The organism is Paenibacillus vortex V453 (genome assembly GCF_000193415.1).
Taxonomy (GTDB): domain Bacteria; phylum Bacillota; class Bacilli; order Paenibacillales; family Paenibacillaceae; genus Paenibacillus_AQ; species Paenibacillus_AQ glucanolyticus.
This window is the reverse complement of sequence record NZ_ADHJ01000023.1, coordinates 92,608-118,990: the sequence shown is the minus strand read 5'-3', so window position 1 is coordinate 118,990 and position 26,383 is coordinate 92,608. Positions and strand designations below refer to the sequence as shown.

At 47.8% G+C, this 26,383-nt stretch carries 21 protein-coding genes; 3 read left to right on the top strand and 18 right to left on the bottom strand.

Annotation, left to right across the window (positions count from 1 at the left end):
* Nucleotide 1 precedes the first annotated feature (1 nt).
* The 12 genes from PVOR_RS14185 to PVOR_RS14135 form a co-directional block, all read right to left on the bottom strand.
* On the bottom strand, nt 2–883 hold the full coding sequence (locus PVOR_RS14185) for a carbohydrate ABC transporter permease (RefSeq protein WP_006209977.1): 882 nt from the start codon (nt 881–883) through the stop codon (nt 2–4).
* Nucleotides 876–1,091, bottom strand: coding sequence for a hypothetical protein (locus tag PVOR_RS30355; RefSeq protein ID WP_006209976.1), 216 nt, complete (start codon nt 1,089–1,091; stop codon nt 876–878). Before PVOR_RS30355 ends, PVOR_RS14185 begins: the two co-directional genes overlap by 8 nt.
* The gene (locus PVOR_RS14180) at nt 1,060–2,268 is read right to left on the bottom strand and encodes an ABC transporter substrate-binding protein (RefSeq protein WP_006209975.1); all 1,209 of its coding nucleotides are present in this window, start codon (nt 2,266–2,268) and stop codon (nt 1,060–1,062) included. The genes PVOR_RS30355 and PVOR_RS14180 overlap by 32 nt, the downstream gene beginning before the upstream one ends.
* 253 nt (nt 2,269–2,521) lie before the next feature.
* On the bottom strand, nt 2,522–3,664 hold the full coding sequence (locus tag PVOR_RS14175) for a hypothetical protein (RefSeq protein WP_040680615.1): 1,143 nt from the start codon (nt 3,662–3,664) through the stop codon (nt 2,522–2,524).
* Nucleotides 3,661–5,115, bottom strand: coding sequence for a sensor histidine kinase (locus tag PVOR_RS14170; protein WP_006209973.1), 1,455 nt, complete (start codon nt 5,113–5,115; stop codon nt 3,661–3,663). The genes PVOR_RS14175 and PVOR_RS14170 overlap by 4 nt, the downstream gene beginning before the upstream one ends.
* Before the next feature lie 3 nt (nt 5,116–5,118).
* Nucleotides 5,119–5,817 (bottom strand): response regulator transcription factor, encoded by a 699-nt coding sequence (locus PVOR_RS14165; protein ID WP_006209972.1) that lies wholly within the window; start codon nt 5,815–5,817, stop codon nt 5,119–5,121.
* Between the two features lie 96 nt (nt 5,818–5,913).
* On the bottom strand, nt 5,914–7,344 hold the full coding sequence (locus tag PVOR_RS14160) for an N-acetylmuramoyl-L-alanine amidase (RefSeq protein WP_006209971.1): 1,431 nt from the start codon (nt 7,342–7,344) through the stop codon (nt 5,914–5,916).
* 339 nt (nt 7,345–7,683) lie between these two features.
* Nucleotides 7,684–9,972, bottom strand: a complete 2,289-nt coding sequence (metE, locus tag PVOR_RS14155) for a 5-methyltetrahydropteroyltriglutamate--homocysteine S-methyltransferase (RefSeq protein ID WP_006209970.1) — start codon at nt 9,970–9,972, stop codon at nt 7,684–7,686.
* Nucleotides 9,973–10,235: 263 nt separating this feature from the next.
* Nucleotides 10,236–10,916 (bottom strand): DUF1266 domain-containing protein, encoded by a 681-nt coding sequence (locus PVOR_RS14150; RefSeq protein WP_006209968.1) that lies wholly within the window; start codon nt 10,914–10,916, stop codon nt 10,236–10,238.
* The gene (locus PVOR_RS14145; RefSeq protein WP_006209967.1) at nt 10,913–13,510 is read right to left on the bottom strand and encodes a tetratricopeptide repeat protein; all 2,598 of its coding nucleotides are present in this window, start codon (nt 13,508–13,510) and stop codon (nt 10,913–10,915) included. Before PVOR_RS14145 ends, PVOR_RS14150 begins: the two co-directional genes overlap by 4 nt.
* Nucleotides 13,510–15,213 (bottom strand): molecular chaperone HscC, encoded by a 1,704-nt coding sequence (locus PVOR_RS14140; RefSeq protein ID WP_006209965.1) that lies wholly within the window; start codon nt 15,211–15,213, stop codon nt 13,510–13,512. The genes PVOR_RS14145 and PVOR_RS14140 overlap by 1 nt, the downstream gene beginning before the upstream one ends.
* A gap of 244 nt (nt 15,214–15,457) precedes the next feature.
* The gene (locus PVOR_RS14135) at nt 15,458–17,299 is read right to left on the bottom strand and encodes a fibronectin type III domain-containing protein (protein WP_006209963.1); all 1,842 of its coding nucleotides are present in this window, start codon (nt 17,297–17,299) and stop codon (nt 15,458–15,460) included.
* Between the two features lie 226 nt (nt 17,300–17,525).
* Here PVOR_RS14135 and PVOR_RS14130 point away from each other — a divergent pair, with 226 nt between their 5' ends.
* The 3 genes from PVOR_RS14130 (at nt 17,526) to PVOR_RS14120 (ending at nt 20,556) form a co-directional block, all read left to right on the top strand.
* Nucleotides 17,526–18,296, top strand: a complete 771-nt coding sequence (locus PVOR_RS14130) for a CAP domain-containing protein (RefSeq protein ID WP_006209962.1) — start codon at nt 17,526–17,528, stop codon at nt 18,294–18,296.
* Between the two features lie 290 nt (nt 18,297–18,586).
* On the top strand, nt 18,587–19,378 hold the full coding sequence (locus PVOR_RS14125) for a class I SAM-dependent methyltransferase (protein ID WP_040680642.1): 792 nt from the start codon (nt 18,587–18,589) through the stop codon (nt 19,376–19,378).
* 230 nt (nt 19,379–19,608) lie between these two features.
* Complete coding sequence (locus PVOR_RS14120) at nt 19,609–20,556, top strand: iron-hydroxamate ABC transporter substrate-binding protein (RefSeq protein ID WP_006209960.1); 948 nt, start codon at nt 19,609–19,611, stop codon at nt 20,554–20,556.
* A 127-nt stretch (nt 20,557–20,683) separates the two neighbouring features.
* Here the strand turns inward: PVOR_RS14120 and PVOR_RS14115 are convergent, their stop codons facing one another.
* The 6 genes from PVOR_RS14115 to PVOR_RS14090 form a co-directional block, all read right to left on the bottom strand.
* Nucleotides 20,684–21,340, bottom strand: a complete 657-nt coding sequence (locus tag PVOR_RS14115; RefSeq protein WP_006209959.1) for a GAP family protein — start codon at nt 21,338–21,340, stop codon at nt 20,684–20,686.
* A complete protein-coding gene (locus PVOR_RS14110; RefSeq protein WP_006209958.1) occupies nt 21,337–22,122 on the bottom strand; it encodes a MerR family transcriptional regulator in 786 nt (261 codons plus the stop codon). The genes PVOR_RS14115 and PVOR_RS14110 overlap by 4 nt, the downstream gene beginning before the upstream one ends.
* 157 nt (nt 22,123–22,279) lie before the next feature.
* Nucleotides 22,280–23,374 (bottom strand): GerAB/ArcD/ProY family transporter, encoded by a 1,095-nt coding sequence (locus PVOR_RS14105; RefSeq protein WP_006209957.1) that lies wholly within the window; start codon nt 23,372–23,374, stop codon nt 22,280–22,282.
* Between the two features lie 20 nt (nt 23,375–23,394).
* A complete protein-coding gene (locus tag PVOR_RS14100; protein WP_006209956.1) occupies nt 23,395–23,616 on the bottom strand; it encodes a hypothetical protein in 222 nt (73 codons plus the stop codon).
* Nucleotides 23,613–24,821 (bottom strand): Ger(x)C family spore germination protein, encoded by a 1,209-nt coding sequence (locus PVOR_RS14095; protein ID WP_006209955.1) that lies wholly within the window; start codon nt 24,819–24,821, stop codon nt 23,613–23,615. Before PVOR_RS14095 ends, PVOR_RS14100 begins: the two co-directional genes overlap by 4 nt.
* 58 nt (nt 24,822–24,879) lie before the next feature.
* Complete coding sequence (locus PVOR_RS14090) at nt 24,880–26,349, bottom strand: spore germination protein (RefSeq protein ID WP_006209954.1); 1,470 nt, start codon at nt 26,347–26,349, stop codon at nt 24,880–24,882.
* Nucleotides 26,350–26,383: the final 34 nt, after the last annotated feature.

The following is a 26,383-nucleotide window of genomic DNA, read 5'->3' as shown; positions in this document are numbered from 1 at the left end:
CTCAACCCAAATTATCGCGAAATCGTCGTTCTATGCTAAGCAACCCTGTTACCAGAATCACGATGCAAGCAACCATAACTGTAGCAGCAGTTGTCAGCTTCTGAATATCCAGAGAGAAGAACATGTTGTTCATGTAATGCTGCATCATATAGATGCGGTCATATGGATATTCACCTGCAAGCAGATAAATCTCTCGAAAGACTTTAAAAGAATTGATGATTGAGATAAGAACAACGAAAAACATCGTTGGCGTCAAATAGATAAGCGTAATATGGAACAATTGACGTAATTTTCCTGCACCTTCGATTTGCGCCGTCTCGTAGTAATCTTTGGGAATGGCTTGGAGTCCTGCCAAGAATAAAATCATGTTATAGCCGATATTTTTCCATACATACATCAGGACAATGATGCTCATAGCCCCATCCGATTGCATCCAATCGATCCGTTCTTTATGGAAATGATGCAGCCAGGCATTCAGCGTCCCATTCCAGTCGAAGAAAATTTGCCAGAACATGACGATGGAGGCGACTGGTACAACCAAGGGCAGGATAAACGAACTGCGGAGCCAATTGCGCAAGTACAGGGACTTATTCAACAGCAAAGCCAGAACCAGTGAGGACATGATGAGCAGCGGGACGCCAACGCCGGTAAAAAGCAGCGTATTCATGGAGGCTTTGCGAAAAGAAAGGCTTCCCGTTACCTCCTTATAATTATCGAGTCCAACAAAAGCACCGCCGTGCGTTCCATCCGTAAAGGATTCATAGATGCCCATCAGGAACGGAAGGAGATAGAAAATCGCGAAGCCGATCAGGCTTGGAGCCAGGAACCCGATCGCCTTGAAACCATCGCTCCGCAGCAGCGTTCGTACCGTTTTCTTATTCATTCAAATACGTAGTCACTTTATTCTGAATAAGTCTGGCAACATCATCGGCCGATTTCTGACCGGTGAAGTAGGCAACGGCATCCTGAACGATGATATCGCGTACTTTATCCGACTTGAAATCCACTTGGTGGATGGCGCCGTTAACAAAGCTCTCCAGTCGATCGAGCATGGCGCCGTCAACTTCGAAGATTTCTCCTTGCAGAGGCACTTCCTTGTATGCCTGCACCTTTCCTTGTTCCTTCAACTGGCTGATCCGTTGGGTGAATGCTTTTTTGTTTAATTGGAAAACCTGCCGCCTCCAGTGGTGTCTGTGTTGGCTCCGACATCATGAATTTGATGAAATCCCATGCCTCTGCTTGCACCTTGGAGTTCGCGTTGATAGCAACATCCCGATAGGTTCGGAAATAACCTCCCGCCGGTGTATCCGAGGCATGCGGTTTGATGAACAGTTTCATGTTTTCGCCATATTCCCGTAAGGTTACAAGGTAGTCCCACGGTGAATTGATTTGGATGTTTCTAAAATAAGATTTGCTGCGAAAGTCTGTATTCACAATCCTGTCATCAAACATCGTCTTGACCTGATCCATAAGCGATGTAAAAGCGTCGTCCTCAAAATGAGCTTCACCGGTAACCCGGTTTATGTATAAGGAGTAGTTATCCAATATCATATCGGCGAGCAAATATTCAGGGCCCTCATACACCAATGCCGTTGAAAAACCGTTTGTTTTTGCAGCCACCAGCTGATTCGCGGTTTCCGTAAACTCTTCCCATGACCATGTCTTGTCGTCTACCTTTATGCCGGATTCGGCTATCGCTTCCCCGTCGCCAGCAAAACCCATTAAAAAATACGCAAGCGGCATGCTGTAAAGTCCGTCCCCTATCCGAGTGGCATCGAGGATATTCATAAAGTATTCTTCCTTCTTAAAGGTTGGATCTTGATCCAACATCGTACCAAGATCCGCCAGCAGCTTATTCTTCACGTAACTGTCCGTAGGCAGCATATCCATTTGGATTAAATCGGGTCCTTTCCCGGCCAGCATCGCCGTATTGGTCGCTGTTACATACTTCTCCATCTCAGCTTCCAAATGGGCATCATCGATTTGCACATATTCCAGTTTAATTTCAATCTTCGGATGAAGTTTCTCATATTTCTTCTTAGCAGCTTGAAACCGTTCATCCGGAAAAAAAGTCGAGAACACAATGGTCTTCTTGCCTCCTGTATCGGAATCCTTCTCTTCTCCGGCACCTGGTACAGTCTCTTTCGATTCCTTTGATGTTTTACTTCCGATACTTGTCCCGCCATAGCTTGAACCGCCGTTTCCGCATGCTGCTAATGTGAAAACAATCATGCAGCATACCGTCAACCATAATCCAAATTGTTTCATCTTCTCAACTCTCCCTCTTCATTCAATAAATCGAAGCCATCTTTGTCCTAAGGTACTGACCGCTCCTCCACTCCACAAATGGCATACCCAATCCCCAATCCTTCGGACTCCTATCAATATAGGACGATCATGTCGCCAAAACTTCATCTACTTGTAAACAATTTGTCAACGAAAAAAAGCGAAAAACCGAACGATATTGTTCGGTCTTCCGCAGCATGGAGAAGATGCTATTACATTCCTATCCGTCTTTGCCTTACTCGAATTCTATTATAAAAGGACGAAGATCCATAGGTTTTGCCTCCTTGACCACTCGTGGTTTCACATAGGTCTTCCGGCCATTCACAAGAAGACGGTTATGGTCTGGACTCCAGTACATGTCCGACGGGATGATCCCATGATAAATGGGTTCAGCGTGCAGGATGTTTTTACCCTGAAGCTTGCCTGCATAAAGCGTATCCTTTCCGTTCAGGGAATAGGCAATATACTTGCGATCCTGGGAGAACTCGAAACTGTCTGCTCTCTCTAACAGGATGGACAGCTCCTGATTTCTGCGATCATATTCGTACAGCGTTCCTTCCATTCCCTGGAATACAAATTGGTCATGATTCAGCCAGTCGATCTGATCACTTCCTATTTCATGCTCATACTGAAACTCAATCACGCTTCCATTGATTGTCCCCATCGCAACGATGCGCCCATTGCTGGACTGATCCAGCACAATGAGCATCATCCGGCCATCATCCGAAATCTTGGCTTTAATCGGAATCCCTGCCATGTCAAACCCTTTCAATCGATAAACCTTGGCCTTCTCGGCTTGTGTATCATAAACGCCGATGCTCGCCAGCCTTCTGCCTTCTTCCATGACGAGATAACTCACGTATTGGCTATCAGCAGACCAGGTGGGTTGTTCAAACAATAGCTGCTGCGTAGAATCCGTCGTAGCTTCCACCATCTCTTCTTCGCCACTCGGATACGTAATCAACTTCAACGAAGCACCTTCAGCTGATTTGGCTACCCCTGAAATGGTCTTGCCATCCGGAGATAAATGGTGATACATCGCATTGTTGCCCACGGCTTGAAGCGTTTCGACACTTTCATACGGGGCGGAGAGACGCTGAAACTGCAGACTTAATCCCTCTGACCGACTAGCCTCCTCAAAGAGACCGATCACAGACTCCGGTGTTGCCCAGCCGAGCAGTTCGCCTTGATCTGTGATGGAATCGGGAAGACGGTATATCGTCTTCACCTGAAATGGCCGCCTCTCTTCGTCCACCGTATGATTCTCTTCCTTGCTCGGTATAATGATGGTCTCCGATCTCGGTCCATTCGCACAGCCGGTCAAGAGCAGGATGGCGAGAGTCACACACCATAACCCGGTTCGATTGTATGTCATCATGATCTCTCCACCCTTACATAAGGAATTTCCACATAGACGACGGTATGGGACTTCTCGCTTACAATGCGTATGGTTCCCTTGTGGTCATCAACGATGGATTTAACGATGCTGAGTCCCAGACCGACGCTCCCTTCTTCCTTGGAACTTTGTGGCCCCGAGAAAAACGGCTGAAACAAATTCGCAAGCTGGTCCGGGGGGATGGGTTCTCCCGGGTTATCGAATAGGAAGTGAACGCCCCCGTTGATATGCTTGGCCTTGACAGAGATTTCGGAATGAGATGCGCTGTATTTGATTGCATTGTCCAGAAGATTGATAAAGAGCTGGCGCAGCCTGTCCGGCTGACCAAGCACAAACAGCTCTTCTTCCGTCTCACAGGTAATGCTCTTCTTGTAACGCTTGGCTCGGAATGACATCGAGTCAATCACATCGCGGAGTATTTCCCCCGTATCTACAGGTTCCAGGTCGCCATCATGAGCGTTGTGCTGGGACACCTCAAGCAGCTTCAACACCATGGTGTGCAGTCGGCGACTCTCTTCGACAATGTGCGTCATTCCTTTATCAAAGAACTCTCTGTCGTCGTCCCCCTTTTCCCTGATGATCTCGGCATAACCAAGAATGGAGGTCAGCGGTGTTTTGAGTTCATGTGTCACATTGTCAAAAAAACGCTTCTCCTGTTCGTTCAGACTCTTCAGTCGGTCCCGATCTCGTTCAATTGTGGAAATTTGACTGCCGATCCGGTCTATCATGTCATTAAAATTCAACGCCAGTTCGCCAATTTCATCTCTTCGCTGGAACTGGATTCGGACATCCAGATTGCCGTTCTTAACATCTGTAGAAGCCCGCGTTAACTTCACCAACGGAATTGTGATATGCCTGGAGAGCATGTAGGAGAATAGAAAGGCAGCAGTGAATATGGCGAGCGCGATGTAAAAAATGATATCCATGATGCGTCCGCTTTGTTCGTAGAGGAGGGTGAAATCTTTAGTAAAGCGCAAAATGCCCACCTTAACCCCATCAATAATTACTGGATAGGAATAAAGAACACTTCCGCTGTCGCGGCCGTAAGTGATGGTATAAGCCGTTTTACCCTCAATGGCTTGCTGGAGATCCTCATTCGATTGTCCCGTGAATTCCTTCTCGTCCGATGAGAACAATAAGGTGCCATCAACGGTATATGCACTGACATGACTTGAAGTGGCGTGGTTCAAGTCTTTCACCATTTCCTCGGCCATCTGCCCGAAATAAAGTGTGTTGTTTGTGAAATGGTTGATGAGGAAAGCTTGCCGTACATAGACATTACTGTTGTTTTTAAGCCCGACCAAATCGGATGTTACAATCTTCTGATTGCTGGTCCGTATGACTTCTTTAACGGTCTGATTGAGCACAAGGAAAGAAAGGCTGAAGATCAGAAAAAAACCAACGATAAATTTGGCTCTGATGGTCCGAAGCATCCCTTATTCCGCCACTTTCTCGAATTTGTACCCGATGCCGAATACGGTTGTGATGAGATCGCTGGCATCCAGCTTTTTGCGGAGCCTTTGAATATGAGTATCCACCGTCCGCGTATCCCCCATAAAATCATAACCCCAGACCAAATCAAGCAGCTCCGAGCGCGTATAAATCTTCCCTCGGTGGCGATACAGGGTCATGAGCAGATCGAATTCCTTCGGTGTGAGATCAATCAAACTGCCGTCTTTCTTGACCAGACGCTCCTCCATTATGATCTCGATGCATTTAAACCGGATAACAACCTCTTGTGCCTCTTCTCTCTCAACATGGTTCGCCTGATCCAGCCGCCTAAGGATGGTGCGAATTCGCGCAACGACCTCCCGCAAATCAAAAGGCTTCGTGATATAATCATCCGCACCAAACTCAAGCCCAAGCACTTTATCCGTAATATCCGATTTAGCCGTAATCATGAATATGGGGATGTTGTAATCTGCAGTTACTTTTTTGCAAATATCGAGTCCGCTTTGATCCGGCAGCATCCAATCCAGCAAGAGCAGGTCAGGGCTGAAATCCTCCAGTTCCCTAAAACCTGCGGCTCCGCTGGCTGCCGTTCGGGTCTCGAACCCCTCCATAGCCAGCCCATACGCAAGCAAATCGGCGATCGGTCCCTCGTCTTCGATAATGAGAATTTTCGTTTTTTTCATGAGGTCTCCATTCTTAATCCTTAACCTGTTAATGAATCGATTTTAGCATATACCTTCTGCAAATGATAAATTAGATAAGCTGCAAGCGCGGTGAGTCTACTGTGTATCCGGTAAATGCAGCAGCTCTGGTACAGTGACAAATGAATAACCTTGGTCCTTCAAATCAGGAATCAACTGTTTAAGGGCTTCGATTGTGTTGGCAAGATGATTCTTACCATTAGCCGTATGCTGCAGAATAATGCCTCCCGGCTTTAACTGCGTGTGTATTCGCTGCATGATCCCCTGGGCAGGCAAGCCTGACCAGTCCATCGTGTCCACGGACCAGTTCACGATGGCTAAATCCAAACTTTGTATGGCCTCTACTTTTTCCTCATCCAAAGCGCCATACGGAGGTCTAAACAAGGAGGGGCGGTAGCCTATAATATCATTCAGCTTGTCCTGCGTATCATTGATTTGCTTCATCACTTCTTCCATGGTTATCTCCTTGAAGTTGGGATGGGACCAGGAATGATTCCCTATGGCATGACCTTCCTCCACAATCCGCCGCACGGTCTCAGGATGGGACGCAGCCCGATCTCCCAGAATAAAGAAAGTAGCTTTAATATCGTTCTCTCTCAATATATCCAAAATCTGCGGCGTAACGATGGCATCCGGACCATCATCGAACGTTAATGCGACCTGCTTACCGTCTTTTGCCGATCCGTTAAAATACACCTTCTTCTCCATCGACTGATTCTGATTCGTGCCGGATGAGCTTATCTCGTGTGGGCTGCCATCTGTTTGCTGACCAGCCGAGTGTCCCTGCTCTCCCATAAAATAGTCTCGGAGTCCGTCTACAATAGATTGAGCGGCTCGCTCCAGCCCTTCATTGCTCAGGAGCAATTGTTCGTCGTCCGCATTGGTGAGATATCCAACTTCCACAAGTACTGCCGGCATCTTGGGGGTAGCGAGCACTTTTAATTGTTCCTCTTTTATGCCGCGATCCCGGAGTCCAAGCCCCTTCACTACCTGCTTCTGAAGGGTTTGAGCCAACGGAATGCTGTCCTCGTGCCGATATAGGGTTTCCGTTCCCGAAGTTGTGGGATCTGTATACGTGTTGCCATGGATTGAAATCATAACATCCGCATTCCAATCATTCGCGATAGCTGCCCGGTCTTCCAATTCTACAAATTGATCATCTATACGTGTCATAAATGGCTCAAACAAGGGGTCTTCTTCCAGAATATCAAACACCCGCCCGGCAAGGGATAGGTTGAATTCCTTCTCATATGCGCCGCTTACACCGGTAGCACCGGGATCTTTACCCCCATGACCAGGATCGATAGCGATTCGATACGTCTGATTATTGTTAGGTGAATCAGGAAGGGTCTTATAGGTCTCTCCATGTTTAGCTGATGATGCCGGTATTAACTTCACCGTAGCTGAGCCGGTGTGCCATGCCAATTTGAATCCTAGGCAGAAGATGATTCCGATAAGTATAATATAGAAGACTTTCGCTGGTTTTTTACGTTTCTTGTGATGGATCATGGCTCCTCCTTCTGGGTGATCGGTTCATATTTTGTTAATGGAACTATGGCAGGAAACACCTCTCTTTTTATTTGCTAGACTTGTTCCATAAGAAGAATATAATCGCTGGATGTGACAACGATTTTACCGAGATGTCAACAACTTGTGTCAAAGCGCTGCTCGATGTAAATCCAAATCAAATCTATCGTTCCGCCGTCCGGCTGGGTTTCCTTTCATCCCATCTAAAGTCCGCACGTTCCGACACAACAAAAAAAAGCAGGCTGCCGTGGCAGCCTGCTTCTATCGCAACTATACGAGTATCTCCTGCGCTATCGCAGGAATGTTTCTACATTTCTACTACTATACGTTCAATGAATAAGCCGAGCGAGCGATTTCTGTCGCTTGAACCATGTTGCGCAAGGATTCCACTGTCTCTTCCTTACCGCGTGTCTTGAGACCGCAGTCCGGATTAATCCAGAACAGCTTCGGATCCAGCACACGCAATGCCCGATCAATCATACTTGTCATCTCTTCGACTCGCGGTACCCGTGGACTGTGGATATCGTATACACCGAGTCCAATTCCCAGCTTGTAGGTGTTGACTTCAAAGCTATGGATCAGTTCGCCATGGCTGCGCGAAGTCTCGATGGAGATCACATCGGCATCCATGGATTCAATCGAATCAATCATGTCATGGAACTCGCAATAACACATATGCGTATGAATTTGCGTCGTTGGCTGAACCGTGCATGTGGTCATGCGGAAGGCTTTAACGGCCCATGCCAGATACTCCGCCTGATCTTCTTCCTTAAGCGGAAGTCCTTCGCGCACCGCAGGCTCATCCACCTGAATCATTCCGATGCCTGCTTGCTCCAGCGCCTCGACCTCTTGTCTTAGGGCATAAGCCAGTTGATATGCAATCTGTTCGCGAGTGATATCTTCACGGACGAACGACCAGTTCATGATCGTAATCGGTCCGGTCAGCATCCCTTTAACAGGACGGTTGGTCTTGGACTGTGCATACTTCGTTTCCTCAACGGTCATCGCTTTCTCGAAGGCAACATCCCCGAAGATAACAGGTGGTTTTACGCAGCGGGAGCCATAGGATTGAACCCATCCATACTGTGTGAAGGCAAAGCCCTCAAGCTTCTCACCGAAGAATTCAACCATGTCCGTGCGTTCAAATTCACCGTGCACAAGCACGTCCAGACCGATCTCTTCCTGCAGCTTGATCCAAATATCGATCTGCTCCCGAATAAAGCCCTCGTACTGTTCATTATTCCACTCGCCCTTGCGCCACTGCTGGCGAGCCTTGCGCACTTCGGCTGACTGCGGGAAGCTTCCAATGGTAGTTGTCGGAAAAATCGGCAGCTGCCATTTGTTCTGCTGGACGACGTGACGCTCAGCGAACGGCAGACTGCGAGCCGGCTCCTGTGCACTCACCGCAGCAACAGCCTGCTGAACGTCATGGCGGTTACGCTCACCCGATTGCTTAAGCGCCTGAATTGCAAGCTCGGACTGCTCCAGTTCTTCAGCGATCCGGGCTGCGCCTGTAGAGACCGCTTTAGTTAACAGGACCAGTTCATTCAGCTTCTCATCCGCAAAGGCAAGAGCACCCTTCAGTTCGGGAAGAAGTTTCGTTTCGTTGTTCACTGTCACTGGTACATGGAGCAAACTGCATGAGGATTGAACGATGAGACGCTCAGCAACCACGTATTTGGTCAATTCCTCCAATTGTGTCAGTTTCTCGCGCAGTGACGCCTTCCAGATACCGCGTCCATCGATGACACCCGCTCCCAGAACTTTGTTCGAAGGAAATCCTGATTCTTTGATGGCTTGGACATTACCAGTCTGCCCATGCACAAAGTCAAGGCCTATGCCACTGACAGGCAGCTGAATGATGTCCTGGTAGTTTTCTACAGCTTCAAAATAGGTTTGCAGCATGATGTTCAAGCCAGGAGCCGAGGCTGCAAATGTTTCGTAGATCGTTCTTAACCGCTGCAGATCGCCATCGCTTAATTTCGTGACAAGAATCGGCTCGTCGATCTGTACCCATTGAACGCCTTCTTGTGCCAATTCCTGAAGAATCTGCACATAAAGGGGTAACAATTTCTTGAGCCAAGCATCCGTCTCCGAGGGCTGATATCCCTTCGACAATTTCAGGAAGGTTAACGGGCCAACAATTACCGGCTTGCCTTCAATCCCGAGCTTTTCCTTCGCCTCTTTATAGGCAGCAAGCGGTCTGTTCTCCGTAAGAACTGGCGTCGCTCCATCCAATTCAGGCACGATATAATGATAATTGGTGTTAAACCACTTGGTCATTTCACTTGCCGTAGCATCCTTGGTTCCGCGTGCAATGCCATAATAAACGGACAAAGGCACCTCGCCGCCCTTATAGGGAAAACGCTTCGGTATAATGCCAAACATTGTTGCCGTATCCAGTACATGATCGTAATAACTGAAGTCATTGACCGCAATGAGATCAATTCCCTTCTCCTGCTGCTTGCGTAAATGATTCAGTCGAATCTCCTGCAGCTGCTGGTGGAACTCCGATTCTTCAAGCTTCCCCGCCCAGAACGCTTCTAACGCTTTCTTCCATTCACGATCCGCACCAATTCGTGGATACCCCAAAACGCTGCTTCTTGTCATCTATGTAACACTCCCATACAAATTGTTACAAAGAAGATATCATGTATTGATCGGTATAGTGTAACTCGAATAAGCTATATCCAGTTATAGCTTAAGGCTATAACAAGTGTGTTTTGCGGGTTTAGCTCATGGGAATCATGGACAGAGTCTAGAGGCCCTGGTTCAGATTCGCCTTCGTTCTTATATTTTTTGTTATCCAATGCAAAGAGCTTGGCGATAAGCCAAGCTCTTGTAAACATATATAACTTGACCCTCTGAATCGGTTAGTGGCCTATTTTAGCAGCTTGAAACTCCAGCTCCATATTCCATGACAGTATCCTCCAAGGACTGTCTGACTGATTAAGCGAATGGCGGATATGACGAATATGTCCTGCTGTTACCTCATCCTCAAGCTCTTTGGCCCAGAACTGGCGGCCGATGATATAAGCCATACCATATTCCTCCCAGCTCGCGTACGATTGCTGAATCAATTGTGCGTTTTGCATCAGATAATGCCAAGCTTCTTCCTGCTGAATATGACCAAACGTCATGCATAAATGACAAATAAAAGCGGCTCGTCCCAAATCCCAGGCCAGAATGCCGGCAGTTGGCAGGTATCTGTGATAACGTTGAATGATGAGTAATTCGACTGCACTGAATTCATCTTGTATGGATGAAATATAACGGTTCTGCTGCTGTGGCGTCATGAGTGGCAAACCACTACGGAGACGATCAAATTTCACGCGATGCCCACCCTCTACCGTGAGCCAATTCAACACGCGCCAAGCCGAGCTTTCGTCCCTTATGTCCCATGCGTCGACCAATACCTCTTGATTAATCCGATCCCCTTCGGCTCCGCTTCGCGCCAGATCATATTGGCATGTAAAATGGACCCTGTTGTTATGAAGCAGAACGTCTCCCAGCGCTAGCGCCCAAAGCTGGCTTTTACTTAAATGACTGCTCATTGTTTTATCACGACTCCCGGATATTCATTCTGAAGCTGCGGATCTCCCAGAATATCCGGGTAATCCAAATTCTGCACGACCGGTTTATTTGCTGCCGTTGGAAGAAGACCTAACCTTGCGAACAGATTTTTGCGTTTATTCATTTGCTCCTCCATTTGCTTCAAACGCTCCTCGTACTCCCCATGCCCCGGACGATCCTGAAGCGCTTCGCGAGCCATCGAAAGGGCATCATGCGATTCCCCGAGCTGATAAAGAACCAGACTGTAATAGCTGCAGGTGTCTCCGCGGAGTCCCCCTTGGTAAGCCAGTTTAAAAAACTTCGCTGCTTCCTTATAGTTATTGACATAGTACAAAAAGACTCCGCCGTAAAACCAGATATAGGGATTGCGGGATTGCAGATCAAAAGTCTCAAAATACATTTCCAGACTACCTTCAATCTTGTCCCAATTCTGCAATTCGGCATGAACCCTTACAGTATGCAGCATCGCCCATTCGTTCTGATCATCCAGACGCAGCACTTCTTCCAATGGCTGGATGACCTCCTTAAATCTGCGAGCTGCCAGCAGAGCGGCTGCAAAAAGCTTGATGTATTGGGCCCTGTCCATATCCGATGGCAGATACTTAAGCATTTCATTAAAAAAAGAGACCGCAGCATTCCAATCCTTCAGGTAAAAGCTGCTGATTCCGCTGATTAAGTTGGCATCAAATTGCGAATCACCAGGAACAAGCTCCATAAATATCCGCAGATCGGCGCGGCAAAGCTCGAATTCTTTCAGCATGAATCTCGCAAACGCCCTGTTGTAATATGCATAGGGATGGTTATTCCGCTCTATATCCGCATCGAATATTTGAACGGCTTCCCGGTACTGGCCGTTCAGACGAAGCGCAGATCCGTATTCGAAATAGTGTTCTTGTCCCTTGTCATCATCCAGCTTGGCCTTTCCGAAATGAAACACACTTTCCTCATACTGATCCAGATGATAATAGCAGCTGCCCAGATCTGCATGAAGAAACCAAAGGTCTTCGATGTCCAGAGCTTTTTTATAATAAAGAACCGCTTCTTCAAACCGCTGAGCTTCTTTTGACATGACTGCCAAGTAGCGAAGCGATAACAGATGACCGGGATCCAGTGCCAGCACCAGTTCAAACTGCTGAATAGCAGCGGGATAATCCGACTGCTGGTACGCGTTTATCCCTGTTTGGTAGCGTAATTCCAACAGAAACGCTTCGTCCTTATTCTCTGCGTTGCCGGCAGCAGCGTAGTATCGGGTTGCTTTCTCGTATTGTTCCTCTTGATGGAGCGAATAGCCGAGTTGATAGTTCTGCCTAGCTGTAAGCTCGCCGAGCTGCACGAGCTGAAGCCATACGCCGACAGCCTGATCATACTGCTGCTGCTCCATATACAGACCGGCCAATTCATCCAACGTTTTCATTTGATCCGGTCGATCTTCAACCTCCAAGCGCATCTTCATTTGCTGCTCAAGTCGCTGATTCAGCGTGTCTATCTGAGTGTGAGCATGCAGGTCCCAGGGACATAGCTGCTTGATTCGAAGGTATAACTCTCTTGACTCCTTGATCCGCCCCAGCTGCTCAAGACATTGAGCTGCCCCGGTCAAAGCCTGGGCATCATCCGGGGTATGCACAAGAACTTTTTGGTACATGGAATAGGCATCTTCCAGCATTCCTAATTGAAGCATACAGTAAGCCAGGTCGCTGTTGTGATGGACTTCCGCATTCCCGGAAGCTTCCATCCTCTTGAAGGCTTGGAAGGCTTCCTCCCAATTGCTGTACTGCAAGCAAAGCTCCCCAATCATCCGATTGAGATCAGGTTCTTCCGGCATGATCTGAGCGGCTTCCCGAAGCCAGTGCTCCGCACCTTCCACATTCCCTTGGACTAAGCAAATCTGTGCATTTGATCGGGCAGCCAGAAATTGCTCCAGTTCATCCAGCGGGGTCATGCTGTCTGTTACATAGTCATAGCGAAGATCCCAGAAGCCTTCAAGCTGCATCATCACATAATCCACATATGTCTTGGGAAACAGCTCCTGCATCTCTATTTCCATGCTGCTCCACGCGAATGTCTCATCCAGCAATCTCCAGACCGGACCTGGAGCCCAAGCTCTATCCGCAAACAGCCGCAATACCTCGAATTGAAGCCGCTGTCTGGTTTCGAAGCCCGAGAATTTCTCATCCTCCAGCAGGGTAATCCAGCGATCCTCGTCCACTCGCGTTTGAATGTCATCATACAGATCGACAGCTTGAAGTAAAAACTCGTTAGCTAAAGCAGCCGGCAGGCTGTTAGAGGAATTCTGCTCTTGTATATCGGGTAAATCCCGCTCATGAACCGAGTCCTCCGTCCAATCATCAAACACTCCTGGATGATCTGTGTCTGCGTTTACTGCCGAAGGTGCTTGAGTTTGTCTTTGTATGTCCTTAGCTTCTTTTAAAGCGGCATCATAGGCTGTTCGAAGCTTCTGAAAGCCTTCAGGGTCCTCTTCGGGATGATGAAATTTAAGCCGGGCCATATAAGCGCGTTTAATAAGTACCGCATCCTCAGTAGGCTGGATGCCAAGAAAACTCCATATATCTGTCATTAGAAATCCGTCATCCTTTCGAGTTCGTCCAACCAGACCTTGCAATGCTCCGCTGCTTTACGAATCTCCCTGTCGTTCTGACGGCGGAGAATATCCTCGAATTGGCGAAGCACGGAGGCAATCTGTTCACGTGATGATCCGAGCGATTCTTCATAAAGCCGTTCCCCGCGTGCTAGCAGAAGCCTGTTCTCCATTCGGTCTCTAGGGTGGATTTTAATGTCCGAAAGCTCTTTAAATCGCTGCTCAATCTGCTCCTTGGAGAACTGGCCAGGATTCTCCTCAATCACAATTCGGGATTGTTCTCCGGTACTTACTACGGTGGCTTCCACTTCTAAAATGCCGTTGATATCATATGTAAAACGTACCTCGACCACCTCTTCCCCTTTAGGCGAAGCTGGAAGTTTGACGGAAAATTCACCTAGTCTGATATTGTTTTGCGTTAGCCGGCTTTCCCCTTGATATACAACAATGCTCATATCTTTCTGACTCTCACGGATCGTGCTATAGCTCTCTGTTCTGCTGACGGGCACAACCGTATTACGATCTATGATTGGACTGAAATGACCCGATTCAAAATACCCGGAGGCATTCTCTACTGAAACGCCTATGCCTAATGTATAGGGACACACATCGGTTAATACGATATCATGTAAAGCGGCATCTCTTGCCTTCATTCCAGCCTGGATGGCTGCACCAAGAGCCACTGTCTCGTCTGGATCGATATGAGCCGATGGCAGTCTGCCAAACAGTCTGGCAGCAAATCCAGTAATGATAGGCATGCGAGTCGCTCCACCCACCAAAATAATCGCATCCAAATCAGAGGGACGTATTGCGGCATCTCTTATCGCTCGTTCCATCGGCTGACGAAGACGGGCTAATAAAGGTTTAGCCAAAAGCTCAAATCGCTCCGCAGTAATCGTGCATCGCAGAAGCTCCTCATTGCTCACAATTTCCATATCCGCAGCTTTTCCCCTGGATAAGGAATGCTTGGCCTTTTCCGCCTGTTTTCGGATCAGGTTTGCCAGCTTGGGATCCTCCAGGTCAAGCATGCCTTCCTTTTGCCGGATCATGAATTCTTGCATCAGCAGTTCCGTGAAATCTTCCCCGCCAAGAAAATTATCGCCTGCTACCGCCTGAACTTCCATCAGGTCTTCGAATCGCTCCAGTATCGATACGTCGAAAGTCCCTCCACCCAGGTCAAAGACAAGAAATCGTGTGCTCGGTTCTTCTAAATGGAGGCCATAAGCAACAGCTGCAGCTGTAGGCTCATTAATGAGACGCTCGACTTTCAATCCCGCTAACTGGCCCGCTCGCTTCGTCGCTTTGCGCTGTGCATCGTTAAAATAAGCGGGTACACTGATAACGGCTTCCGTAACGGGCGTTCCAAGATACGCCTCTGCATCCTCCTTCAAGGCCCGCAATACAAAGGATGACAAATCCTCCGGACTAAATTGGTGTTCGCCCAAGAGAAACGTTTTATTTGTTCCCATATACCGCTTGAACACCGAGGCAGTCAATTGCGGATGGGTTATCATTCGCTGCTGTGCCGCTTCCCCGACGAGAATTTGTCCATCTTCGTCCACGCTGATTACGGAGGGGGTCAAATGCTGCCCGAGTGCGTTCGGTAAGATTTTGGCACCTTCCGGAGAATAAACTGCTACCACACTGTTCGTTGTACCCAAATCAATTCCAATAATCGTCAATATGTTGTACCTCCCACGATGAACTGCATTAGCGCTGCATCAACGTTCAATTTAGCTGTTAGGCATGTTGACGCATTATAATACCTTAGTTGTCTAAAACGCCTATACAGTATATCGGACAATCAAGAACAGTTCTATAGAATTTAATCCAAACCTTTCGGCTAACTTCCTGAATCCACGATAAAGAAGCATCCAGTTCCTGCCCTCTGGATGCTTTCTTTTGTTCATTCAGAGTGTATACACATTATTTCAATAACCACAGTGCCGGTACATTGGGCGGTTCCCAGCCAGTCAGCGATGTATGCGGCTGACGACAGATGTAGGTTTTCCCTCCGTAGGCCACTTCGTCGTTGACTTTGTAGCTGACATTTGCCGCCCAGGGCTGCGCACCGCTTTGCGGAGCAGTTGTCACACTGATGATGGTACCTGCCGACACATTTCCGGCTGCATCCTTAGCCGTCACGGTGAATGAGTAGCTCGTATTAGCCGTCAACCCGTTAATCGTAGCGGACGTTCCCGCTGTATTAACGGAGCTGGTTCCGTAGGTGACTATGTAGCCTGTTACACCGACATTGTCAGTGGAAGCATTCCAGCTTAAGGAAACGCTTGTTGCCGTCTTGGCTGTCACTTGAACATTGCCCGGGGCCGTCGGAGGTGTTGTATCTCCCCCCGTACTTGGGGGATCGGTTGTCACGGTAAGCGGCGTGCTGGCTGCGGATTGGTTGCCTCTCGCGTCAACCGCCTTGACCGTGAAGGTATAGGATGTGTCCGGTGTTAAACCTGAAATCACTGTACTGGTCCCGGTCACGCTGACGGATTGGGAACCGTAGTACACGATATAACCTGTCACTCCCACATTATCCGTGGATGCCGTCCAGCTTAAGCTTACGCTCGTTGCAGATTTGGACATGGAGGTCACATGGGTCGGAGCCGTTGGCGGCTGCGTGTCCGGCAACGGCGGACTTAAAGCATCCAGATAAGCGCGATGACTGTTCGAGAATTCAAAATTGTTGAATTTATCCCAGTTGACGGACCAGGTCATAAGACCGCGGAAATTCGGATAGCCGCTTACGCTTCCCCGGGTTTTATAGCTCGGCAGCTGGACGCCTTTAATCAGTGCATCCAGCGCCTTGTGTACTTCCGCAACCGAAGTAAAACCCCCGCCTGCATTGACGTTGGCCGGCAGCCCGAGCACGACTTGGTCCGGACGCAGCGGTGGAAACATCTGATTCGGGTTTTTGGCAACAGGGAATCCGGTTAAGATCATATCTGCCATGGCAACGTGAAAATCGGCATTTCCCATATTATGATACTGATCGTCCAGCCCCGTAATCGGACCCGAGTTATAGTTCTGAACCTGCAGCCAATCAAGGATATCGCGCGTGGCATAAATAACCGGCAGATAAGCTCCTGCGCGGTTGTCACAGCTGATGCAGCTGCCTCCGTAGAAGCTATAGCCAAGCTGTACAAAAAACGTTTCAGGCGCCATCGTTAAATAAAACGGTCCCGTTCCAAAATGGTTATTAATTGTGCGCAGGGCGGAGATCAAGTTGACGATGACCGGCGTGGTCGGGTTCTTGAAGTCGCTATCCCCCGAATTAAAATAAAGCGAATGGCCTTCGAAGTCCACGTCCAGTCCATCAAATCCGTATTTTTCGATGATTGCGATAACGGAGTTCACGAAATTATCCCTGGCCGAAGTGCTGGGAAGCTGTACCTGCCCGTTTGCACCTCCTATGGAAATGATGACCTTCTTCCCCTGACTTTGAAGATATGCAACATCTGCTTTGAAGTCTGCCTCCGTATAGTTGTAAGGAATGAAGCCGATAGTTCCGTTGGTTACACCGGATGTTGGTTCAGCAAAAGATACGTTGATGATGTCGAATTTGGGAGATACGTCCCTAAGCTTGATGAAACCGGATCCGTTATCGAAGTTATGCCAATAGCCGACAAGGGTTTTACTTGCCACAGCCGCGTGTGCTTTGGGGATATGAATCGCCGTTACCTGAAGAAGCGATAAGACCACCATAACCATCAGTGCCTTAATCCATGATGATTTGCAATGCATAAAGCGATTGACGAGCATCCTGAGTATTCCTCCTTCACAACCAAATGATAGCGTTCTCAAATCACCCTTAAAAAGAGTTGCATTCAGCGATCCCCCTTTCTTACCCGATTAAGGCGATCAGGACATTAGGGATCATATGTTTATATATGGTAATAAATTCTGGCTGAAAACGAATAATTCAGTGCCAGGCAGGAAATCCTAATTCGCGGCAACTTCATTAAAATAACACTGAGGAGATCTGTTCATGATCAAACATTTGAAGGATATCGGGCTCGGACTGGCTGTCTTAATCCTGATTGCAGGCTGTACGCCAAATAACCAGGTAAATCAGCAGCAAGTTAGCCACAAACCCTTAACACAGAAGCAAGTGAATCCTGCTCCGGTCCAAATATCGTCCCATACACGCAATGCTCAACCAAAGCCACTCTCCACCACCACACAAGCATCTTCCACTTCGACTTTTTGGATGAATGCTTCAAGGTTGTCGGCTAAAGGAACCCAGGACGAGCTCCCATCGGAGCTGCTTGATCTGCTCCAGCCAGGAACCAATAATCCAGCAGGACAAGCTCCGGCTCCGGCAAATAACAATGGAGAACAAACGTCAGACAGGAGTGGTGCAGGAAACAATAAGGGAAATCAGAAAGACTCCTCCCAATTCGCTCAGCAGGTATTGGACCTGGTTAACAAAGAACGATCCAAAGCAGGACTTGGCTCTTTAACCATGGATGAAGAGCTGTCCAAGATGGCTATGGCGAAGGCTGAGGACATGTATGATAACAATTACTTTGACCACAATTCCCCGACGCACGGGTCGCCTATGGACATGATGAAGGAATATGGAATCACCTATAACTCCGCTGGCGAAAATATTGCCAAGGGACAGACCAGCCCTTCTCAAGTCATGAAAGATTGGATGAACAGCCCGGGCCATAAAGCCAATATCTTGAACAAAAGCTATACCAAGATTGGCATTGCTTTTTACAATAACGAATGGGTTCAGGAATTTACCGGTTAACACTTCAGAAGCTAAAGCCTGGTCGATATGACCAGGCTTTAGCTTTTTATTTATCGTGCTTAAGGTGCCGCCCTAGGTAGCTGCCCCTGAGGCGGTATATCTCAACGTGCATAGAAGGATCGACGTTTGGGCTCCGGTGGTTATTTAGTGGTTGCTGCCGTTTACAGCAGAAAAAATGTATGATAAATTAAGTTATATCTCACCAAGCAATATATAGTTTCATCTAGTGAAACTAAATTTAATCTTTGTTTTTAATCTCTGAACTCATTTTGAATGTAGGAGGAATAACCATCGAAGATTCAATAAAAAGCCAAGTGCAGCAGCAATTTGCCAAGAACGCTGGAAAATATGTAACAAGTCAAGGGCATGCCAAAGGTGAAGACCTGTCCCTGCTGGTCTCTTGTTCCCAGGCGGATCAGACGATGGAGGTGCTGGACATCGCAACCGGAGGTGGACATGTGGCTAATGCCCTCGCTCCACTTGTCCGCCGCGTAACGGCCTTTGACTTGACGGAGGAAATGCTGACAACCGCCGCTGCTTTCATTCATGGAAACGGCCATACCAACGTTGATTTCGTGCAAGGGGATGCGGAACAGCTGCCTTTCGAGGATGCTTCTTTTGATCTGGTAACCTGCAGGATTGCGGCCCATCATTTTCCGGATGTACCTGCTTTCGTGCGCGAGTCCCTTCGCGTGCTCAAACCCGGTGGTAAAATCCTGCTTATCGATAATGTCGCTCCGGAAAAAGAGAATTTGGATGAATTCTATAATGAAATAGAAAAACAAAGAGATTACAGCCACGTCCGTGCATGGAAGAAATCGGAATGGATTCATCTTCTGGAGCTCACTGGCTTCCGCACAGAAATGGCCGTGACTTTTCAGAAGCCCTTTCAATTCCACGACTGGTGCGAGCGATCCGGGCTGGCTGAGGAGGAGAAGATTCTACTGGAGCAGAAGCTGCTTCATGCTTCCGAGGAGGCACGGCACTACTTCTTGGTGCGAAGCGATAAGACCGGTGCTGTCTCCGGTTTTACCGGTGAGTCCATCTATATTCAAGCGAGCCGCTCTTCTGTACTGAACTGAGCTCCTACGCACAATATATATTTTGACAGAAAACCGCCATGTCCAGCATAGGCGGTTTTCTGTGCTGTGCCGATCTCCCGAGTCATAATTCATATAAATGCTATTGACAGGCATCGCGAGTAGCCTTACAATAACCTGAGAATGATAATCATTATCGATTTTATATCCAACACACTCGATTGAAATGATGATTGTTCAAAAATACATAGCTTTTTTGGGGGAGAATCATTTTGAAAAAATATTTCACACTGTCCATCCTGCTAGCCCTTCTGCTTTTAAGCGCTTGTGGCGGTCAAGCAAACAGCACCAATACAGAAAGTAATGAAAGTAAGCCCTCCGAAGAAATCTCCTCTTCGAAATCCGATACCTTTACTTATCAATCGGAGAACGGGCCCGTAGAGGTTCCAACCAATCCACAGCGTGTCGTTGTGCTTACCCGATTCTTGACGGGGAATGTGATGGCCCTTGGAGTACCCCTCGTAGGCGTAGACGAAATGTCCAAAACAAATCCTCAGTTCGAGGAAAAGCTGAAGGATATTGAGGTGGTATCCGACGAAAGTCTGGAGAAAATCATCGAACTGGAGCCGGATCTGATTATCGGTCTATCCAGCATTAAAAATATCGATAAATTCCAAGAAATAGCTCCTACCGTAACCTATACCTATGGAAAAGTTGATTATTTGACACAGCAGGTCGAAATCGGCAAGCTGTTGAACAAGGAAAAAGAAGCACAAGCCTGGGTTGACGATTTCAAAGTCCGTGCTCAAAAAGCCGGAGAAGAAATCAAAGCCAAAATCGGTGAAGATGCAACAGTTTCCGTCGTGGAGACGTTCAATAAACAGCTCTACGTTTATGGATTTAATTATGGTCGCGGAACAGAGATCCTGTATAACGAATTCAAGCTTGCCATGCCGGAGAAAGTAAAGGAAGCTACAGCAAAAGACGGCTATTTCACTTTGTCGTCCGAAGTACTGAAAGATTACTTCGCTGACTATGTCATCTTCAGTAAAAACGCAGAGGAAGACACTTCCTTCCAAAATACGGATATGTACAAGAACATTCCGGCAGTCAAAAACAACCGTGTATTCGAAGTCGATGCCAAAACATTCTACTTCAATGACCCGTTAAGCCTCGAATATCAACTGGATTTCTTCACCCAACATTTCCTCGGCAAATAATCGCTCCCCCCGCATCCTGAATCACACCGAGATTTAGTTATACTCGCATAACATCGAAGGACCTGTCTGTTATGGACAGGTCCTTCTGTTATTTTCTTTCTGTTACTTTCGTTTCAAGCATAAGCATTTACAAATAATCGATACTGTTTAACACCAAAATCACTCCGGCAATACACAATACCCACGATAACAGGGAACCGGAGCTTTCGGCAATCTTCACACGCAGCTTCTCCAGCGGTCTCTGCATCACGCGGCCTAATACAAGGTGTAATCCGAGCAAGATCAATGGAGGAAGCACCATCACCATATTATAAGCAGCCAGGATCGGAACCCATTGAACCGTGTTCAATTGGGCGGTAGTCATTAGCCCGATCGCTGCAAAATAAGGAAGCGCGGTGGCCACCTCAATGAGTGAAGTGGTGAAACCTAGCCCGATCATGGCGCCGAAGCTTTTTGATTTCGGGCGGCGCGGTTCGGATTTCTTTTTCGTAGGAACATAAAAACTCGCAACAAACAGGACTCCACCGAGAATGGCCATCATCCAGCTGACCGTTCGATTCTGAAAGATATCGGATATCGATTTCATGACAGCACCCAAGCCGAGCATGAGCGCAGCTCCAACCAGGAAGTAGAAACCGGCCACCGTAACCAAGTAAACACCTAAACGGGAGATGAGTCGATCGCGCTCGGTCAGAAGCAAATACACCGTTACCCCCAGCGCGGCCGGGCTTAGCATATCCAATAGTGACAATACCCCAATGGATAGCAGCAGCTCCAGTGTCATGATGTCTCCCCCCTCTCCGTTTGTTGTTCTTCCTTGCGCGTTACATAAATATCAAATGCCCGTTCCATAAATGCAAGAAGCTCTTGTTCTATTGGGTATAACCCCATCTGCTCGGACTGATCCGGTGATTTACGAATCTCCCACAACTTGTCCACGAAAGAGTCCTCTTCTTCAAAATGCTCCAAGCGTTTCTCATCCATGCGCCGTACAATTCTTTGCACATCGGGCGAATCCGGAGAATCCTCCATCAGCCTTTTGAGCTGACCTAACAGAGCGATCCATTCCAGCGAGTCGGGATCTGCACTGTTCATGTTAGGAAGCAGACTCAGCATTTCCACCTCACGTTCATCAAACATTTGATTGCGGAACGATTGTTTTAGCGATGGATCTTGTCCTGATAGCTGGATTAATTTCTGAATAACCGCCCAGCTCGTCTCGCCTTCCACCGCAATGCTGTGGAGTACTGCTCGTAAAGCCGATTCCATCTGACTCAGCTTCCTTTGTTCCTTATGAACAAAGTCTAACTGATTCATGAGACTGGTAGACCAATTCCACTCCCGGCTCGAGATCATATCTGATATTTCCTGCAAGCTGAAGCCCAGCTTCTTCAGAAACTGAATTTGCTGCAGTTTCCGCAGCTCCGCATCGCTATATATCCGGTGCTTGCCCGGTGTTTTGGAAGCAGGAATCAATAAACCAATCTGATCATAATAGCGCAGTGTTCTCACCGTAATTCCCGTCTGTTTTGATAACTCCTGAATAGGAATCGAATTCAACCTCAACACCTGCTTTCCTCCATTCATCTTATGAACTTAACTATATAAGATGACGCTGCGTCACTTTCAAGCAAATTCTACAAAAAAAGTTATCTTTATACACAAAAAAAGCCTGATTCGTCAGGCTTAACTCATCCAGTGCATCCGATGGAAGATGGAATATTTATTTCGATTTTAATATTTTCGTTCTGCTCAGTCCGATTAAATAGAGTCCGAAGGGAATCACCAGCAAATGAAGAAATGCATAGCTTGCCCACACTTGCTGAATGATGTTAGCAACATAAACGGTGTTGATATACGTATTCCAGGCCACAATGATAAAGAGAACAGATAACGGATAGATTAAGTGGTTCTGCTCCTTCAGCCTGAATACGGTTTTTATTCCATGAAGGATGGAGAGGAACAGCAGCGAGATTTTGATAAAAAACGTAAGCACCCAAAGCGTAATCAAGATACCTTCCACGCGTTGAAAGAAATTCCCGACGTTAATCGTCTTCGCTAATGCAAAGGCCGGGAACGTGCTGTTCTCCGTTTGTTCGATCCCAAGAATGAGCACGCTGAGCAGGACCGTGACACTTAACACGATTCCGCCTGCAACAGCTCCCCACAGCAATGCCTTCTCCCCCTTCCGCTCACCCTTGACCAGAGGGAGGAACACCATCAGTACAATCAGCTCCTGAAACATAGAGGAGTGAAATCCGGCATTGGCAACGGGAATCCATCCATCCTCAAGTATAGGCTTGATATGATTCCAATCAATCTGGGGAATAAGTGAGAGCAGAAGGACCATAAACAGAAACACAATCCACGGAAACATCAATTCACCCACCCGCGCTAGGATGATGATGCCCATTCTGGCGCACATGATGGCCGCAATCAAGAACAGAATCTGAATAGCTTCGATTGGTGTCTCCGGCATCATTTCGCTGGTTATAAAAAAACCTAAATTGCCAAGCAATGTTCCCGTAAGTATCAAAAAATAAAAAAGATAAATCAGTGACATGGCCTTGCCCAGGATTTTGCCCAGAACCAGCTCATTCATTTGAAAAATCGTTTTACCAGGGTATAGCCTTGCGATAGCAATATACAGCACAACCATAAGGATATTTATCAACAAACTGCACAAGGAGGCGATCCACGCATCCTCCCGTGCAGTATGCGCTAAACCAGAGGGTGTGACCAGAATCGAGGTGCCAATGGTCAAGCCGAAGGTTAATATAAAAAACTGCCGTGCCGCGATTCCCTTGTATTTTATCACGTGCGACCATACCCTTCTTGTTATGAAATCAGCCTGTTCAGTGGTTGCATCATGATGCTGATCCAATCCAGCGGCCGAAGCTCAGTGAGCTCCAGCATGTCCCCGATTATCGCAAGCAGCGTCAATCCCCATACGGCATAAAATACGATCATATCCCGAAGAGAACGCAGCCGAATCAGATGCCTTGTTTCCGTGACCACAACAATCAACAGAAACGTTATCAATACAAAATGCCAATTCACTTCTCATCGACCTCCTGATTTAAGGGTTGAATGATGGACCCGATCCGCCGGATCGCGACATGGGAGTGCACATCGATGCTCATCGATTGGAAGCTCTCTCCCCAGTGACTTCTGTACGTTTTCCATACCTGGGGATATTTCCGGTGCAGGACTTCACCAAGTGCAAAAATATCGGCTCCATACCGCTGTTGAACATCCTTAACATGTTTCTCGATGTTTTCGTTATATTTATCCTCGATGCTCCTCTCCAATGCTTCTATGGCCGAAGGCTGATTGATATCAATTGGACATTGAACGGAGTTGATATCCGCTTCTATCTCCATTTTGACGGAAAATCGAGGAATATTCTCAGTGCTCAGCATAACATCAAGCGATGTGTCTGCCCGGTTTACCGTGAAGCCAACAATCCCGCCGCTCGGACATGACACATATCCAACGGTGGACTCGACTCTGTTAAAAACGTAATTCACCGTTTTGCTTGGTGGCTCCCCAAGCCATCCCACCAGCCGATCCCCTTTGAATACACCTAATCCCGCATGCTGTAGGAGTGTAGAGGGACTGATTTTTTTTACATTCTCCACGGACTGGCCTTCCGCCGAACTTCCGTTTAATTGAACTCCGGACAATATCGGATCTGAACCGCTTTGCTTTAATTCGGTAACAAACTGCTGCAATGTAACTTTCCCCGTGGCCGCCCATTTTTTTTCCGATATCAGAATGGAGGAATAGAGCGAGTTCGCAGGAATATATTCGAATGGCGTCACCACCTCCAAAATCTCAGAGGCATTTCCATTCTTGGCTATCAGCATGAAGAAGTCTGTTCGCAGTTGATGATTTCGGGATATGTAATCAAGCACATCGCTGACCCCTTGCCGCGCCAGATCTTCCCCCAAGACCAATACGCGGACATGGGACAGATACAGCATGCGGGGCGCCATGCTTAACATCCGCTGAAGGGCGTCAGGTACCGTTTTTCCTACAGACTTGTAAGTGACCACAGGAAGACTTCCAATGGATCCCCCGCTCTTCGTTGCCAGCTCGCTGGAATTGAGCACTTGCGCGGATACAGCGTAACCGTCCTTATGCGTGTCGATTCCAAGTGCCATAACAACAGCCAGCTCATTCAGTTCCTTTCGGCTCCAGCATCCCGATGTGATGATCAGGCTTGTCATAAGCAGGACTGATAGTATTGTTCTTCCCAGCATCCACAACCTGTCCCATCTGTTTAAAGTAGAATCCCCATGCCCATTTCTTAACTGCAGATCATGATTTGGCTTTGCCCATATACTTCTTCATATTGTGACGGGATAATCGGAGCAGTGCATCCTTCTGGCTCCTCCATCGTATGGGTGCAAAGGAGGTCATGTACGGAACTCCCATCGACTGCAGGCTGCACAGGTGCAGTGCCAGGACAATCAGGCCGATAATCATGCCATACAATCCAAAAGACGCCGCAATCGCCATCAGGCCAAATCGCAAAATCCGGACAGAAATCCCTACATTAAAGGCCGGCAGCGCAAAGTTGGCTATGGCCGTAATGGATACTACAATAACCATGGCGGCCGATACCAAACCTGCTTCCACAGCAGCTTGTCCGATAACCAATGTCCCTACGATCGAGACAGACTGGCCGATTGATTTGGGTAACCGAATGCCGGCCTCGCGCAAAATCTCAAATGTGATTTCCATAATTACCGCTTCAACAAAGGCTGGAAAGGGAACCCCTTCCCGCTGTCCAATCAAGCTAGTCAACAAATTGGTCGGCAGCATTTCCTGATGAAAAGTGGAGATTGCAATATACAACGAGGGTGTAAGAAGGGCAATACCGAAACATAAATATCGGAGCAGGCGAACCAGGCTGGCAAAATCCCATCGCTGGTAATAATCCTCGCTCGATTGAAAAAATTGCACAAACAATGCCGGAACGACCAGAACAAATGGGGTTCCTTCCACAAGAATCGCTATTCGACCTTCCAATATAGCTGAAGCAATGACATCGGGACGCTCCGAGTTGTACACCGTCGGAAAGGGGCTGTATCGATGATCCTGAATCATCTCCTCGATATAGTTGCTCTCCAGTACGCTATCCAGCTTGATCCCATTCAGCCGTGTGCGCAGCTCGTCGAGTACCTTGGTGTCGGCCAAACCATCCATGTACATGACAGCCAGCTGAGTATGGGTATGCTCGCCTACCTTGCTCTCTTCGATGCGCAGCTTGGGACTTTGAATTCTCCGCCGAACCAAAGCCGTGTTCTCGCGAAGCGATTCCGTAAAGCCCTCTCTCGGTCCCCTGACAACCGATTGCGAGCTGGCTTCTTCAACCCCGCGCTGCTTCAGCTTTTCAGTACCCACGTAGAGTGAGGTAGACGTTCCCTCAATAAAAACCACCGTATTCCCTGACAACACGTTCTCCTCAACCTCAGGATAGGTTGTGGCTTCCCCCACCTTCCCCATCGTAATCGTGAGTTCCTTCAGCATCCTCACGCGATCGTCCGGGGACTGATTCGTCAATTCCTTAAACAACGGCGAATCCATATGAAGAGCTTCTATTAAAAAACGGGGGTCTCCCATCCCTTCAATGTAAACGATGACCGCAGGTATAGTACCCAGCATCAGCTCCCGGTAGATGATATCCCCGCTCTGCCCGAACCGGATCTTCATGTTTTCTATGAACTCTGAGATGAGAATCGGCAGCGCTTCTTGTAAACCTTCCTTGCGGGTTATGTTCTGCATCCTATACACGACTCCTCGTTTGGTACTCAAGATG